The organism is Paraburkholderia guartelaensis (genome assembly GCF_004353905.1).
Lineage (GTDB): Bacteria > Pseudomonadota > Gammaproteobacteria > Burkholderiales > Burkholderiaceae > Paraburkholderia > Paraburkholderia guartelaensis.
On sequence record NZ_SMOD01000012.1, the window covers coordinates 53,500 to 67,012 of the forward strand.

11 protein-coding genes are annotated in these 13,513 nt (G+C 65.6%); 6 read left to right on the forward strand and 5 right to left on the reverse strand.

Annotated features, from left to right (window positions below; all coding sequences use genetic code 11):
- Positions 1–17: 17 nt before the first annotated feature.
- The gene (locus E1N52_RS17285) at positions 18–902 is read right to left on the reverse strand and encodes an amidohydrolase family protein (RefSeq protein WP_133183976.1); all 885 of its coding nucleotides are present in this window, start codon (positions 900–902) and stop codon (positions 18–20) included.
- 38 nt (positions 903–940) lie between these two features.
- Positions 941–1,438 carry a MarR family winged helix-turn-helix transcriptional regulator gene (locus tag E1N52_RS17290; RefSeq protein ID WP_133183977.1) on the reverse strand — a complete coding sequence of 166 codons (498 nt, stop codon included), beginning with the start codon at positions 1,436–1,438 and terminating at the stop codon, positions 941–943.
- Between the two features lie 111 nt (positions 1,439–1,549).
- On the opposite strand from E1N52_RS17290, the gene E1N52_RS17295 reads away from it, so the two are divergent.
- From E1N52_RS17295 to mhpT, 5 genes are all read left to right on the forward strand, one after another.
- On the forward strand, positions 1,550–2,377 hold the full coding sequence (locus tag E1N52_RS17295; RefSeq protein ID WP_133183978.1) for a p-hydroxycinnamoyl CoA hydratase/lyase: 828 nt from the start codon (positions 1,550–1,552) through the stop codon (positions 2,375–2,377).
- Between the two features lie 35 nt (positions 2,378–2,412).
- Positions 2,413–3,864, forward strand: a complete 1,452-nt coding sequence (locus E1N52_RS17300; RefSeq protein WP_133183979.1) for an aldehyde dehydrogenase — start codon at positions 2,413–2,415, stop codon at positions 3,862–3,864.
- A gap of 85 nt (positions 3,865–3,949) precedes the next feature.
- Entirely contained in the window at positions 3,950–5,854 is a 1,905-nt protein-coding gene (locus E1N52_RS17305) for a feruloyl-CoA synthase (RefSeq protein ID WP_205965624.1), read from the forward strand.
- 12 nt (positions 5,855–5,866) lie between these two features.
- Positions 5,867–7,654, forward strand: coding sequence for an acyl-CoA dehydrogenase family protein (locus E1N52_RS17310; RefSeq protein ID WP_133183981.1), 1,788 nt, complete (start codon positions 5,867–5,869; stop codon positions 7,652–7,654).
- Positions 7,655–7,741: 87 nt separating this feature from the next.
- Complete coding sequence (mhpT, locus tag E1N52_RS17315) at positions 7,742–8,971, forward strand: 3-(3-hydroxy-phenyl)propionate transporter MhpT (protein ID WP_133183982.1); 1,230 nt, start codon at positions 7,742–7,744, stop codon at positions 8,969–8,971.
- Positions 8,972–8,996: 25 nt separating this feature from the next.
- Here mhpT and E1N52_RS17320 read toward each other — a convergent pair whose 3' ends face one another.
- The 3 genes from E1N52_RS17320 to E1N52_RS17330 all read right to left on the reverse strand — a co-directional run bounded on the left by E1N52_RS17320 (position 8,997) and on the right by E1N52_RS17330 (position 11,946).
- Positions 8,997–9,953, reverse strand: a complete 957-nt coding sequence (locus E1N52_RS17320; RefSeq protein ID WP_133183983.1) for a PDR/VanB family oxidoreductase — start codon at positions 9,951–9,953, stop codon at positions 8,997–8,999.
- Between the two features lie 64 nt (positions 9,954–10,017).
- Positions 10,018–11,070 carry an aromatic ring-hydroxylating dioxygenase subunit alpha gene (locus E1N52_RS17325; protein ID WP_133183984.1) on the reverse strand — a complete coding sequence of 351 codons (1,053 nt, stop codon included), beginning with the start codon at positions 11,068–11,070 and terminating at the stop codon, positions 10,018–10,020.
- Between the two features lie 105 nt (positions 11,071–11,175).
- Positions 11,176–11,946: a GntR family transcriptional regulator gene (locus E1N52_RS17330; protein WP_069262188.1), complete on the reverse strand. Its 771-nt coding sequence runs from the start codon at positions 11,944–11,946 to the stop codon at positions 11,176–11,178.
- Between the two features lie 285 nt (positions 11,947–12,231).
- Here E1N52_RS17330 and E1N52_RS17335 point away from each other — a divergent pair, with 285 nt between their 5' ends.
- Positions 12,232–13,509, forward strand: a complete 1,278-nt coding sequence (locus tag E1N52_RS17335; protein WP_246089104.1) for an MFS transporter — start codon at positions 12,232–12,234, stop codon at positions 13,507–13,509.
- Positions 13,510–13,513: the final 4 nt, after the last annotated feature.

A 13,513-nucleotide genomic window follows, 5' to 3' on the forward strand; every position in this document is an offset into this window, starting at 1 on the left:
CGGGCGCGTCGCTTTCTTCAGGGTTTCGCGCCGAGATCCAGCAGCCGTACCGCATTCTCCTTGAGGATCAACGGGCGCACTTCCGGCTTGATGTCGAGGGTATCGAAATCCGCGAGCCAGCGATCCGGACGGATCAAGGGAAAGTCGGAAGCGAACAGCACGCGCTCGCGCAACAGCGTATTCGCGTATTTCACCAGTTCCGGCGAGAAGTATTTCGGCGACCAGCCCGACAGGTCGATATACACGTTGGGCTTGTGTAGCGCGATGGAAAGCGCCTGCTCCTGCCATGGCCAGGACGGATGCGCGATCACGATCTTCATGTCGGGGAAATCGGCGGCCACATCGTCGAGATAGATCGGCTCCGAATACTTCAGTCGCAACCCGCCGCCGCCGCGCATGCCCGAACCCATCCCCGAGTGGCCGCTGTGGAAGACCGCGGGCAGGCCATATTCGGCAATCACTTCGTATAGCGGGTAAGCCAGCCGGTCGTTGGCGAAAAAGCCCTGCATGGTGGGGTGAAACTTGAAGCCGCGCACGCCGTGGTCCTCGATCAGCCGCCGCGCCTCCCGCGCGCCGAACTTGCCCTTGTGCGGGTCGATGCTGGCGAACGCGATCATGATGTCGGCGTTTTGCTGCGCGAAGTCGGCGATCTCTTCGTTGTCGATGCGGCGCCGCCCGATATTCGCCTCGCAATCCACCGTGAACATCACGAAGCCGATGTTGCGCTCGCGGTAGTGCTCGATCGTTTCCGGAATCGTCGGGCGGCGGCCTTGCTTGAGCACGGTGCCGAAATACTTGTCGGCGGCCTCGTCGAACTCCTTCGCGAAGAGGTCGGGCGGCTGGCAGCACGACACTTCGGCGTGGACGTGCGTGTCGATCGCAACGAGCTGGTCGATGTTCAAGGGTGTCTCCTCCTTATTGTCACTCGCTGCGCGAGCGCTTACGAAGCGCGCAGATTGCGCACGCAGGCATGCAGCAGCGCGTGGAGTTTTTCCGCTGTTTCGGTGTCCATATCGTCGAGCATCGCGCCTTCCACGTGATCGGCGGCGGCGTCGCATTCGCCCAGCAGCGCGTTGCCGGCTTCGGTGAGCGAAAGCAGCACTACGCGGCGGTTCATGGGGTCGGCTTCACGCATGACCCAGCCGTTCGCCTCCATCGTCTTCACGACTTCGTTGGCGGCCTGCGGCGTGATGAACGAGCGCTCGGCGAGTTGCGCATTCGACGAGCGGCCGCGCGCGCGCAGCACGGAAAGCGCGGTGTATTGCGGTAGCGTGAGCCCGTGACGCGCGAGCGCTTCGGTCAGGCGGCGGGACACGACGCGGTCGAGTTGGCCGATCAGGTAGCTCAGGCGCATGGGCGGCACGGCGTGCGGGCTGCCCTCGGCGGCTGGCTGCGCGATTCGGGCGCGCGGCGCAGTGGGGGAGGTTTTCTGGGTCATCGCGTTTTACGGGTTTGTACCGACGAGATCATATTCTACTTTACATATCAGGTAGCCTGATAGTAAATTGATTTCAAGCCGCGAGTGCGGCAGTGTCTACGGAGAGAGAGAATGAGTTACGAAGGTCGCTGGAAAACGGTCAAGGTTGCAGTCGAGGGCGGCATCGGCTGGGTGACGTTCAACCGGCCCGACAAGCGCAACGCCATGAGCCCGACGCTCAACAAGGAGATGATCGACGTGCTCGAAACGCTCGAGCTCGACGCCGAGGCGCAAGTGCTCGTGCTGACCGGCGAAGGCTCGGCGTGGACGGCTGGCATGGACTTGAAGGAATACTTCCGCGAAGTCGATGCGGGCCCCGACGTGCTGCAGGAGCGCATTCGCCGCGACGCGAGCCGCTGGCAATGGCAACTGCTACGCATGTATTCGAAGCCGACCATCGCGATGGTGAACGGCTGGTGTTTCGGCGGCGGCTTCTCGCCGCTCGTGGCGTGCGACCTCGCGATTGCCGCGGACGAAGCCACGTTCGGTCTTTCGGAAATCAACTGGGGCATTCCGCCGGGCAATCTCGTGAGCAAGGCAATGGCAGATACGGTGGGCCACCGCGAGGCGCTTTACTACATCATGACGGGCGATACGTTCACGGGCCAGCAGGCCGCGAAAATGGGCCTCGTCAACAAGAGCGTGCCGCTCGCGCAGTTGCGCGAGGAAGTGATCGCGCTCGCCGCGAAACTGCTCGACAAGAACCCGGTCGTGCTGCGCAACGCGAAGCATGGCTTCAAGCGTTCGCGCGAACTGACGTGGGAGCAGAACGAGGACTATCTCTACGCGAAGCTCGACCAGGCCAACCATCGCGACAAGGAAGGCGGCCGCGAGCAGGGCCTCAAGCAGTTCCTCGACGACAAGAGCATCAAGCCGGGCCTGCAGGCATACAAGCGCTAATCGATAGCGTCGCACCAGACAGAGGAGACAACGACATGCATGAAACCCGGCTTCTGATCGGCGGCGAGAAGCGCGCTGCGTCGAACGGCAAGACCTTCGAGCGCATCAATCCGGCCACGCGCGCGGTGGCCACGCGCGCGGCAGCCGCCACGCCGGAAGATGCGGACGCGGCCGTTGCCGCCGCCGCGCACGCCTTCCCGGCGTGGGCCGCGCTCACGCCCACGGAGCGCCGCAAGCGCCTGCTGGCCGCCGCCGACCGCATGGATGCGCGCACTGCGGACTTCATCGCCATCGGCGCGGCGGAAACGGGCGCAATGGCGAACTGGTACGGCTTCAATGTGATGCTCGCCGCGAACATGCTGCGCGAAGCGGCCGCCATGACCACGCAGATCGACGGCTCGGTGATCCCATCCGACGTGCCCGGCAGCCTCGCGATGGCGGTGCGTCAGCCGTGCGGCGTCGTGCTCGGCATGGCGCCCTGGAACGCACCGGTGATTCTTGCCACGCGTGCGCTCGCCATGCCGCTCGCGTGCGGCAATACAGTGGTATTGAAGGCATCCGAAGGGTGTCCCGGCGTGCATGCGCTGATCGGCGAAGTGCTCAACGAGGCGGGGCTCGGCGAGGGCGTCGTCAACGTGCTCACGCATGCGCCGGAAGATGCGCCCGCCATTGTCGAGCGCCTGATCGCCAACCCTGCCGTGAAGCGCGTGAACTTCACGGGCTCGACGCGCGTGGGCCGCGTCGTCGCGGAACTTTCTGCGCGGCATCTAAAGCCTGCACTGCTCGAACTGGGCGGCAAGGCACCGGTGCTCGTGCTCGACGATGCCGATCTCGACGCGGCAGTGGAAGGCATTGCATTCGGCGCGTTCTTCAATCAAGGGCAGATCTGCATGTCGACCGAGCGCGTGATCGTCGACCACAAGATTGCCGATGCGTTCGTCGACAAGCTCGTCGCGAAGGCTCGCACGCTAAAGGCCGGCGACCCCACACAGCCGGGCTCGGTACTGGGTACTCTGGAAAGCGAAGCATCGGCGCGGCGCATACGCGCGCTCGTGGAAGACGCGCGCGAGAAGGGCGCGAAGCTGCCGCTGGGCTGCGAAGTGAACGGCGCGGTCATGCAGCCCGTGATCGTCGAAAACGTCACGCGCGAGATGAAGCTCTACGCCGACGAATCGTTCGGCCCCGTGGTAACGGTGCAGCGTGTGGACGGCGATGAAGAAGCAGTGAAGGTTGCCAACGACAGCGAGTACGGCCTTTCGGCGGCGGTGTTCAGCCGCGATATCGCGCGGGCGATGAACGTGGCGAAGCGCATCGAATCCGGTATCTGCCATATCAACGGGCCGACGGTGCACGACGAAGCGCAAATGCCGTTCGGCGGCGTGAAGGCGAGCGGCTATGGCCGCTTCGGCAGCAAGGCTTCGATCGCCGAATTCACGGACCTGCGCTGGATCACCGTGCAGACGGGCCCGCGCCACTACCCGATCTGAACGCGCGCATCACGACATGAACCACCGGGCCGTCTGCGCCGATGCACCGCGCAGTCCGGCACCGGTCAAGCAAAGGAGACAGGCTTTGGATTCGGAGCCGACCCAAACGCATGCTCGCGCCGTCGTGCAACCGGACTTCGCCGGTTATCGCGCCGTCGCGATCGGCTCGGCCGCGCCGCAGATCGAACGGCGCGGCGACTGCTGGTATTTGCGCTCGACCGAGGCGCTCGACGACTTCCCCGAGCGCGTGACCGACCGGCTCGTGAGCGGCGCGCACGCACATCCAGACCGCTGGCTCGTGGCGCGCCGTGGCGCCGACGGGCAATGGCAGGGCATCAGCTACGCGCAGATGCTCGAACGCGCCCGTGCGATCGGGCAGGCCTTGATCGAACGCGGCTTGTCGGCCGAGCGCCCCGTCGCGCTGCTTTCGGGCAACGATCTCGAACATCTGCAGATGGCGTTCGGCGCGCTATGGGCCGGCGTGCCCTATGCACCCATTTCTCCCGCGTATTCGCTCGTATCGAGCGATTACAACAAGCTGCGGCACACGCTGGGCCTGCTCAATCCCGGCCTCGTATTCGCGGCAGACGGCCCCGCTTTTGCCGCGGCGCTCGACGCCGCTGTGCCCGCCGATATCGAGCGCGTGGTCGTGACGCCGGCTGGCGGCGCGCGCCGCGAGACGCCGTTTTCGGCGTTGCTCGAGACGCGGGCGGGCAGCATCGAAGACGCGCAGGCGCGCGTGAGCGGCGACACGATCGCGAAGTTTCTCTTCACTTCCGGATCGACGCGCCTGCCGAAGGCCGTGCCTACCACGCATCGCATGCTGTGCAGCAATCAGCAGATGCTGCTGCAGACTTTCCCGCAGTTCGGCATCGAGCCGCCGGTACTGGTGGACTGGCTGCCGTGGAATCACACCTTCGGCGGCAGCCACAACGTGGGTATCGCGCTCTACAACGGCGGCACGCTCTATATCGATGACGGCAAACCCGTGGCCGGCCGCTTCGAAGAGACGCTGCGCAATCTGCGCGAAATCGCCCCCACGCTCTACTTCAACGTCCCGAAGGGTTGGGAAGAACTGACTGCCGCGCTCGAAACCGACGCGCAGCTGCGCGAGACGTTTTTCTCGCGCGTGAAGATGTATTTCTTCGCGGGCGCGGGGCTCTCGCAAGCGGCGTGGGACCGGCTCGAACGCGTGACGCAGGCCCATTGCGGGGAGCGCATCCGCATCATGGCGGGCCTTGGCATGACGGAGACCGCGCCGTCGTGCCTCTTCACGACCGGCCCGGTGATGGGCGCGGGCTATATCGGCCTGCCTGCGCCGGGCTGCGAGACCCGACTCGTGCCCGTGGACGGCAAACTCGAAGCGCGCTTTCGCGGCCCGAACGTGATGGGCGGCTACTGGCGCACGAACGAGGCGGACCGTCACGACGTGTTCGACGAAGAGGGCTACTACCGCACCGGCGACGCCGTGCGCTTCGTCGATGCCGGGCGGCCCGAGCTGGGTCTGCTGTTCGACGGACGCATTGCCGAGGATTTCAAGCTCAGTTCCGGCACGTTCGTGAGCGTGGGCCCGATGCGCGCGCGCATCGTCTCGGGCGGCGCGCCGTACGTGCAGGACGCGGTGATTGCGGGTATGGACCGCGACGACATCGGCGTGCTGATCTTCCCACGCCTCGACGAGTGCCGCCGGCTCGCGGGGCTCGACGCGAGCGCGGCCGCGCGCGACGTGCTGGACGCGAGCGCCGTGCGCGACTTCTTTGCTGACCTGATGGAGCGGCTGAACCGCGAGGCAACGGGCAGCGCGACCCTCGTCACTCGACTGCACGTGATGGACGCGCCGCCGTCGCTCGATCTCGGCGAGATCACGGACAAAGGGTCGATCAATCAGCGCGTCGTGCTGAGCCAGCGCGCGGCGCTCGTGAATGCGTTATACGCCGCGCGGGGCACGGAAACGCGCGTGATCTTCGCCCGTCATCTGCAGCACGTTTGAGGAACGGTCACGATGAGTCTCGACTACCAGGTTCCGCTGCGCGACATGCGTTTCGTGATCGACGAATGGATCGAAGCACCCGCATGGTGGCGCAGTGTTCCCGCATGGGAGGACGTCGACAGCGCGACGGCACAGCAGGTGCTCGAAGAAGCGGCACGTTTCGTGATGGAACGTGTTGCGCCGCTGAACTCGGCGGGCGATCTCGAGGGCTGCCGCTTCGAAGGCGGCGAGGTCTCGATGCCCGCGGGTTTTTGCGAGGCGTATGCGGATTTCGTCGCGGCAGGCTGGCCGACGCTCGCGCTCGATGCCGACGCGGGGGGCCAGGGCTTGCCGCAACTGCTCGAAGTCGCGCTGCAGGAAATGCTAGCAGCGGCTAACCACGCATGGCTGATGTCGCCCGGCCTCACGCATGGCGCGACGGCGTGTCTGATGGCGCACGGCTCCGATGCACTGAAGCGCGACTGGCTGCCCAGGATCGCGAGCGGCGAGTGGCTTGCCACGATGTGCCTGACCGAGCCGCAGGCGGGCAGCGATCTCGCGCTGCTGCGCGCGCGAGCGACGCCCGACGCGGCGCACGGCGCCTGGCGCATCGACGGCAGCAAGATCTTCATCACGGGCGGCGATCACGATCTGACCGAAAACATCGTGCACCTCGTGCTCGCGCGTCTGCCCGATGCGCCGGCGGGCACGAAGGGCCTCTCGCTCTTCGTGGTGCCGAAATGGACTGTCGGCGAGATCGGCGAGCGCGTGCGCAATGGCGTGCATTGCGAAGGCGTCGAGAAGAAGATGGGCCTCAAGGCCAGCCCGACGTGCTCGATGCGTTTCGAGCATGCGCTGGGATGGCTGGTGGGCGAGCCGCACCGCGGCCTCGCTTCGATGTTCGTCATGATGAACGCTGCGCGCCTGCAGGTGGCGATGCAGGGTGTGGGCCACGCGCAGCTTGCCTGGCAGCGTGCGCACGCCTACGCGCACGAACGTGTGCAAATGCGCGCCGTGAGTGCGCCTGCGCATTACGAGGGCGAGCCGGCGCAGGCCGTACCGATCGCGTTTCACCCGGCCATGCGACGCATCCTGCTCGATTTGCGCGCGACGGTGGAGGGCGAGCGGGCCATCGGCTACTGGATCGGTTACTGGCTCGATGTGGCCGCGCGCCATCCCGATGCGCATGAGCGCCAGGCGGCGGGGCAGCTCGCCTCGCTGCTCACGCCTGTCGCCAAGGCGTTCTTCACCGCCAATGGCTTCGCAGCGGCATCGAGTGCGCTGCAGGTGTTCGGCGGCTACGGCTATATCCACGAATACGGCGTGGAGCAGACGGTGCGCGACAGCCGCGTCGCCATGCTTTACGAAGGCACGAACGAAATCCAGGCGATCGATCTGCTTGTCCGCAAGGTGCTCGGCGATGGCGGCGAGGCGTTGCGCGCGTTGCTCGCGCATGTCACAGCGGAGGCCGCACGCTGTGTCGCTTCCCACGATCATGCACTTCATGGCGCGGGCGCACGGCTCGACGCGCTCGTTGCCGACGTGCAGCGCATCACGGGCGAAATCGGGCAAGGCAGCGCGGACGATCGCGAGTTGCCCTACCGCGTGGCCGACGACTATCTCGCACTCATCGGCTGGCTGCTGCTCGCGTTCGCCTGGGCGCGCACACTGCGCATCGCGATGGATGCCCCTGCCGACGATCCGTTCTATGCGGAAAAGCGCGTCACGGCACACTACTTCTTCGCTTACCCGCTCGCGGCGTTCCATCACCGGCTGCGGCTCATCGAAGGGGGCTGCCGCACTCCGCTGCCGTATGCCTGAAATTTTTTTAGCACGTAGGTTAGGTTAACTAACTAGTGACGGCGCGGTGAAAGGCCGCGACATTCCATTACAAAACGAGGAGGCAACGTGTCGTCATCGACTACGCAGGTGAGCGCGCGCACGGCGGCGGGCACCGCATGGGTGTTGGGTTTGTGTCTGATCGTGGCGGTGCTGGAGGGCGTCGATCTCCAGTCGACGGGCGTGGCCGCGCCGCGCATGGCGCGCGAGTTCGGTCTTTCGGTGAGCCAGATGGGGCTCGCGTTCAGCGCGGGCATGCTCGGTCTGTTGCCCGGCGCGATGATCGGCGGACGCCTCGCCGACCGCATCGGACGCAAGCGCGTGCTGCTGCTCTCGATGGTGGCATTTGGCGTGTTCTCGATCTTTACCGCCCATGTATGGAGCTTCGCCACGCTGCTGGTGGCGCGCGTCCTGACCGGCGTCGGCCTTGGCGGCGCCATGCCGAACCTGATCGCGCTCTCGGCCGAAGCCGTGGCGCCGCGGCTGCGCAATACGGCGGTCAGCATCATGTATTGCGGCATGCCGCTCGGCGGCGCGCTTGCGGCGCTGATCGGCGTGCTCAGTGCGGGCGACGCCGAATGGCGGCATATCTTCTATGCGGGCGGTGTCGGACCGCTCGTGGTCGCGCCGCTGATCCTCGCCTGCCTGCCCGAATCCGCAGCCTATGAGGCAGCCTCGAGCCGCGCACAGTCCACGCAGGGCGGGCCGCCTCCCACATGGCGCGTGCTGTTCGGCGACGGCCGCGCCGCGGTGACGGCGCAGATCTGGATCAGCTTTTTCTGCACGCTCATCGTGCTGTACTTCCTGCTCAACTGGCTGCCTTCGCTGATCGTGAGCCGGGGCCTTTCGCGCAGCCAGGCCGGCGTCACGCAGATTTTCTTCAACGTGGGCAGCGTGATCGGCGTGCTCGGCATCGGCATGCTGATGGACCGCGTCAAGCCGGGGCGTGTCGTCGCGGCTGTCTATGCCGGCATCGCAATCTCGTTGTTCATGCTCGCGGGCGCGGGCAACCTGTTCTGGATCTCGGTGTCGGTGCTGCTCGCGGGCATGGGCGTGGTGGGCGCGCAGTCGATGCTCTATGCGCTTTCCGCGACGAGCTACGCCACCGTCATGCGCGGCACCGGCGTGGGCGCGGCGGTGGCGGTGGGTCGCGTAGGGTCGATCGTTGGTCCGCTCGCGGCAGGCCAGTTGCTGGCGGGCGGCGCGAGCGCCACGACGGTGATAGGCGCGAGCGTTCCGGTCACGCTGGTGGCGGCGCTCTCCGCGCTGCTCGCGGTGAGGCGAGCGCGCGAGTCCTGATGTGCAGCGGCGCCGCCGCGCCGTATCAAAGGTCTAGCACGAGCATGGGCGTGCGCGAGCGCGAGCAGCACGGCAGCAGTTGGTCGTTGGCGGCGCGCTCCTCGTCGGTCAGGTAGAGATCGCGATGGTCCGGCTCGCCGGACAGCACGCGCGTGATGCAGGTGCCGCATACGCCTTGTTCGCATGAGACCGGCACCTCGACGCCGCCCGCGCGTAAAGCTTCGACGATGGTCGTGCCGGCCGGGATGTCGATCACGCGCTGGCAGCTCGCGAGCGTGACCTGGAAGGCGCCGTTGGCGTCGGCGTTCGCGCTTGGGGCTGATTGGCCCGCGCCGAAGTACTCGCGGTGCACGTTCTGCGCGGGCCACCCCGCGCTGGTTGCGGCTCCTAGCACGGCGTCGATGAAGCCCGCGGGGCCACATACGTAGGCATGCTTACCGTCGTGCGGAGCGCGAAGTACGCGCGCGAGGTCGATGCGTGCATCGGCGCCTTCGCTGTCGAAATAGAAGTGCGTGTGTTCCGCAAAACCCGCTTCGGCAAGACGCTCGCGAAAGGCGGCGCGCTGTGGGTCGCGAGTGCAGTAGTGCAGTTCGAACGGGCGTCCTTCCTCGCGCAACTGCTCGGCCATGGCGATGAGCGGCGTGATGCCGATGCCGCCCGCGAGCAGGATGGTTTGCGCGGCTTGCTCGTCCAGCGGGAAATGATTTTTCGGGGTGCTGATTTCCAGGCTCGTGCCTGCATCGAGCGCGTGCATCGCGACGGAGCCGCCGCGCGATGCCGCGTCGCGCAACACGCCGATGCGGTAGGCGCCGTGATCGGAGGGACGGTTGCAAAGCGAGTACTGGCGCACGAATCCATCCACATGGACGTCGATGTGAGCGCCCGCTGCGAATGCGGGGAGCGGCGCGCCGTCGGCGCTCGCCAGTTCGAACACGCAGATGTCGGTGGCAACGGGAATCTTGCGCAGAAGGGTGACTTTCATGATGCGTTGGGGCAAGGGAAGGGGAGCGGCCGCGCGGACCCGCGCGACCGTGGCTTCGGGCGAATCAGACCGCCGCGGCGGTGGCCGTTGCGTTGCGTTCTGCGGCGATCAGCCGGTCGAGCACGCGGCGAGACTGCACGCCGCCTGCATCGATGTTGAGGCTCAGAATGCGGCGTTCGGGCCATGTGAGCAGATTGCGCTGCTGCGATTCGAGCATCTCGAGATCTTCCGAGAAGATCTTGCCCTGGCCCGCGCGGATCGTTTCGGTGAGCGCGTGATCGTGCGCGGCGAAGTTGCGCGCCATGCCCCAGAAGTACCAGATCGACGTTTCGGTTTCCGGCGTAATGAAGTCGACGACGATGCTCGATGCCTTGTCGCGCGCATCGGCGTCATATCCGCCCTTGCCCGCGTGCGCCACGCCCACTTCGATCATCACGTGGCTGGGCGGCGAGAAGTGGCAGATCTGCCAGCGGTCGCAGGGCACGTTATCGGCGAGGCCGTTGCCGCGCAGCGCCGCGGCCCAGAACGGCGGCGGCATGATGTTCTGCATGTAGCGGCTGGTGGTGACCACGTCGCCGTTGACCGTGGTCTTGGGCGGTGCTTCCTCGATCTCGGGCTGGCCGATGCTCGAGGCGTGCACGTAGGTCTCGTGCGTGAGGTCCATGAGGTTGTCGACCATCAGGCGATAGTCGCACTGGATGTGATACAGGCCGCCGCCATACGCCCACGCGGGATTGTCGGCCCATTCGAGGTGATGGATCTTCGCCGGGTCGGCTTGCTCCGCATCGCCGGGCCACACCCAGATGAAGCCGTAGCGCTCGACCGCGGGATAGTTGCGCACGGACGGAATGCCTCCCACGCGCTGGCACGGCATGCTCACGCATTTGCCGCTGGCGCCTACGGTGAGGCCGTGATAGCCGCACACCAGATGCCCCTCGCGCACGCTGCCGAGCGAGAGCGGCGCGCCGCGATGCGGGCAGAAGTCTTCGAGCGCGGCGACGCCGCCTTCGGCCGTGCGCCAGAACACCATGCGCTCGCCGCAGATTTGCCGCCCAAGCGGCTTGCCGTCGATTTCATCGGGGGTACACGCGACATACCATGCGTTTTTCAGGAACATATGTCTCCTCCAGGGCGTTTGGTTGCGCCTTCGTTCAGGGTGAGGGACGGCACGCGTGCCGCCGTTCAAATCAAGCCTTTTAGCGAGCCTGTATACCGCGCGCCACTAGCGCGGATTGCGGCGAATGAGGTTGCCGCCAATCAGCCTCGTCATGGCGCGCTGGTTGTCGAGCACGCGCTTGAGGTTTTGATGGGCGATATGCGAATGCTCGCGCATCAGCGCTTCGGCGCGCGCGCCTTCGCGGCTCTCGATCGCTTCGAGCACGGCGCGATGCTGGGCTTGCGCGACGATCAGCGTTTCGCGCGCACGCGGGTCGAGCGACTGCACGACGACGAACGCGCTGGCCGATGCAAACGGCAACGTCGCGACTTTCTCGATCTGCCGCGCCACGACTTCGCTATCGGAAGCCGCGGCCAGCAGCCGGTGAAAGCGGCCATTCGCTTCGACATAGCGGGAGAAGGTTTCTTCGCTCAGCTCGCCCACGAGCAGTTCGTCGATCTCGTCGATACAGTCGTGCAGGTCGCGGAACATCGAATGGGTGATGCCGCGCTCGGCGGCAAGGCGCGCAGCCAGCCCTTCGAGCGTGCCGCGCAATTCGATCGAGTCGCGTATCTCGTTTTCCGAAAACGAGCGTACGGCATAGCCGCCGCTCGGAATCGGTTCGAGCAGCCCTTCCTCCTGCAGGCGCATGAGCGCCGCACGCACCGGTGTGCGCGAGACGCCAAGGCGCTCGACCACGCCCAGTTCGGAAATGCGCTCGCCGGGCGCGAGCTCGCCGCCGAGTATCAGTTCTCGCAGCCCGAGCTGGGCTTTGACGGTCTGCGAAGCGGCGGAGCCGGCGCGCGTGCTGGCGGGGGTGTCGTCGATGCCGTTCATGCGTAAGAAGGTGGTGAGAAGCGAATGGGGTGCGGCCAGAGACAGCCTGCAGTCTGTGCCGCGATGTGTACAGATTGTATACAGCGACTTGATAAATTCAATCCAACGTACGCCAAATTCAGGGTAAACGTGGAAAAGTAAGCGGAAAGTAAAGAGAAATTGTGTACATCGAGGGTCTTTTTTGATTGACATCATTAGGTGAGGTTTCCTACGATCTCGCTCGAAGTTCGATAAACGAAGCGTAGTTCGCAATACGAACACGCGAGAAAAATCAAGGAGACAAACGTGACGAGGCATGCCCAATCACACCATCCGCACGAACCACACGATCTGAAAAACGAACGCAGGACGCTGATCCTGCTCGCCATCGGCTTCGGTCTGGTCGGGCTCGATCGCTGGATGATCGCGCCGCTCTTTCCCCACATGATGAAAGACCTCAACCTGAGCTACCAGCAGCTCGGCCAGTTGATCGGCATTCTCAGCATTGCGTGGGGCGTGTTCTCGATCCTCATGGGCCGCCTGTCCGACCGCATCGGCCGGCGCAAGATCATGATCGCGGCGATGGTGATGTTCTCGCTGCTCTCGAGCTTCTCGGGATTCGCCACCGGCTTCGCGAGCCTGTTGCTCATTCGCGCGCTAATGGGGGTCGCAGAGGGCGCATTCACGCCGACGAGCGTGGCTTCAGTGGGCGAGGCCTCGCATCCGTCGCGCCGCGGACGCAACCAGGGGCTGCAACTCAGCATGTTCGCGCTGATGGGCCTCGGTCTCGCTCCGATCATCGCGACGCAGTTGCTGCGCGTCGTGCCGTCGTGGCACTGGGTGTTCGCGGTTTCCGCCGTGCCGGGTCTCATCGTGGCCGTGCTGATCGCGACGATGTTGCGCGACGCGCCGCACATCAAGCCGGCGCACGCGGCGGTTTCGCACGCAACGGGCGGCCCGCGCTGGAGCGCGCTCTTCGGCAGCCGCAACGTCGTGCTCGCCATGCTGGCCACGCTTTGCGCGATGGCCGGCATCTTCGTGATCGGCGCGATGGTGCCCAACTATCTCGTGGACTACCTGCACCTCGACACGCCGCAAATGGGCTTCGTCGTGTCGGCTATCGGCTTCGGCGGCTTTCTCGGCGAGTTCGGCCTTGCCAGTCTTTCCGACTTTGCGGGGCGGCGGCTGACTTCGGTCGTCTCGTTCGCGGGCGCGGCGATTTCGCTCTATGTGTTTGCCCGCATCGGCGCGAACCCGTGGATGCTGTTTGCCGTGCTGTTCGTCGTTTCGTTCTTCGCGCTTGGCATGCTGGGCGTCCTCACCGGGCCGATCGCGACTGAAGCCGCGCCGGCGGGTCTCGTCGCCTCGGCCATCGGCATTACTTCGGGTGCCGGCGAGATTTTTGGCGGCGGCATTGCGCCGGCGATTGCCGGTTATGTCGCGCAGCACGACGGCATTCAGTTCACGCTGCAGTTCGCGCTCGGCGGCCTCATTTGCGGCATTTTCGTTTCGATGTTCCTGATCGAAACCGCTCCGCGCGCGCTGGCACGCCGTTCGGCTCCGGTCGCACTGCAATCCGACTGATGTT

Excerpts from the sequence above, each read along its gene's own strand:
- E1N52_RS17325 (WP_133183984.1), bottom strand. The coding sequence starts at position 11,070 with ATGTTCCTGAAAAACGCATGGTATGTCGCGTGTACCCCCGATGAAATC.
- E1N52_RS17300 (WP_133183979.1), top strand. The coding sequence starts at position 2,413 with ATGCATGAAACCCGGCTTCTGATCGGCGGCGAGAAGCGCGCTGCGTCG.
- E1N52_RS17330 (WP_069262188.1), bottom strand. The coding sequence starts at position 11,946 with ATGAACGGCATCGACGACACCCCCGCCAGCACGCGCGCCGGCTCCGCC.
- E1N52_RS17310 (WP_133183981.1), top strand. The coding sequence starts at position 5,867 with ATGAGTCTCGACTACCAGGTTCCGCTGCGCGACATGCGTTTCGTGATC.
- E1N52_RS17290 (WP_133183977.1), bottom strand. The coding sequence starts at position 1,438 with ATGACCCAGAAAACCTCCCCCACTGCGCCGCGCGCCCGAATCGCGCAG.
- E1N52_RS17295 (WP_133183978.1), top strand. The coding sequence starts at position 1,550 with ATGAGTTACGAAGGTCGCTGGAAAACGGTCAAGGTTGCAGTCGAGGGC.
- E1N52_RS17320 (WP_133183983.1), bottom strand. The coding sequence starts at position 9,953 with ATGAAAGTCACCCTTCTGCGCAAGATTCCCGTTGCCACCGACATCTGC.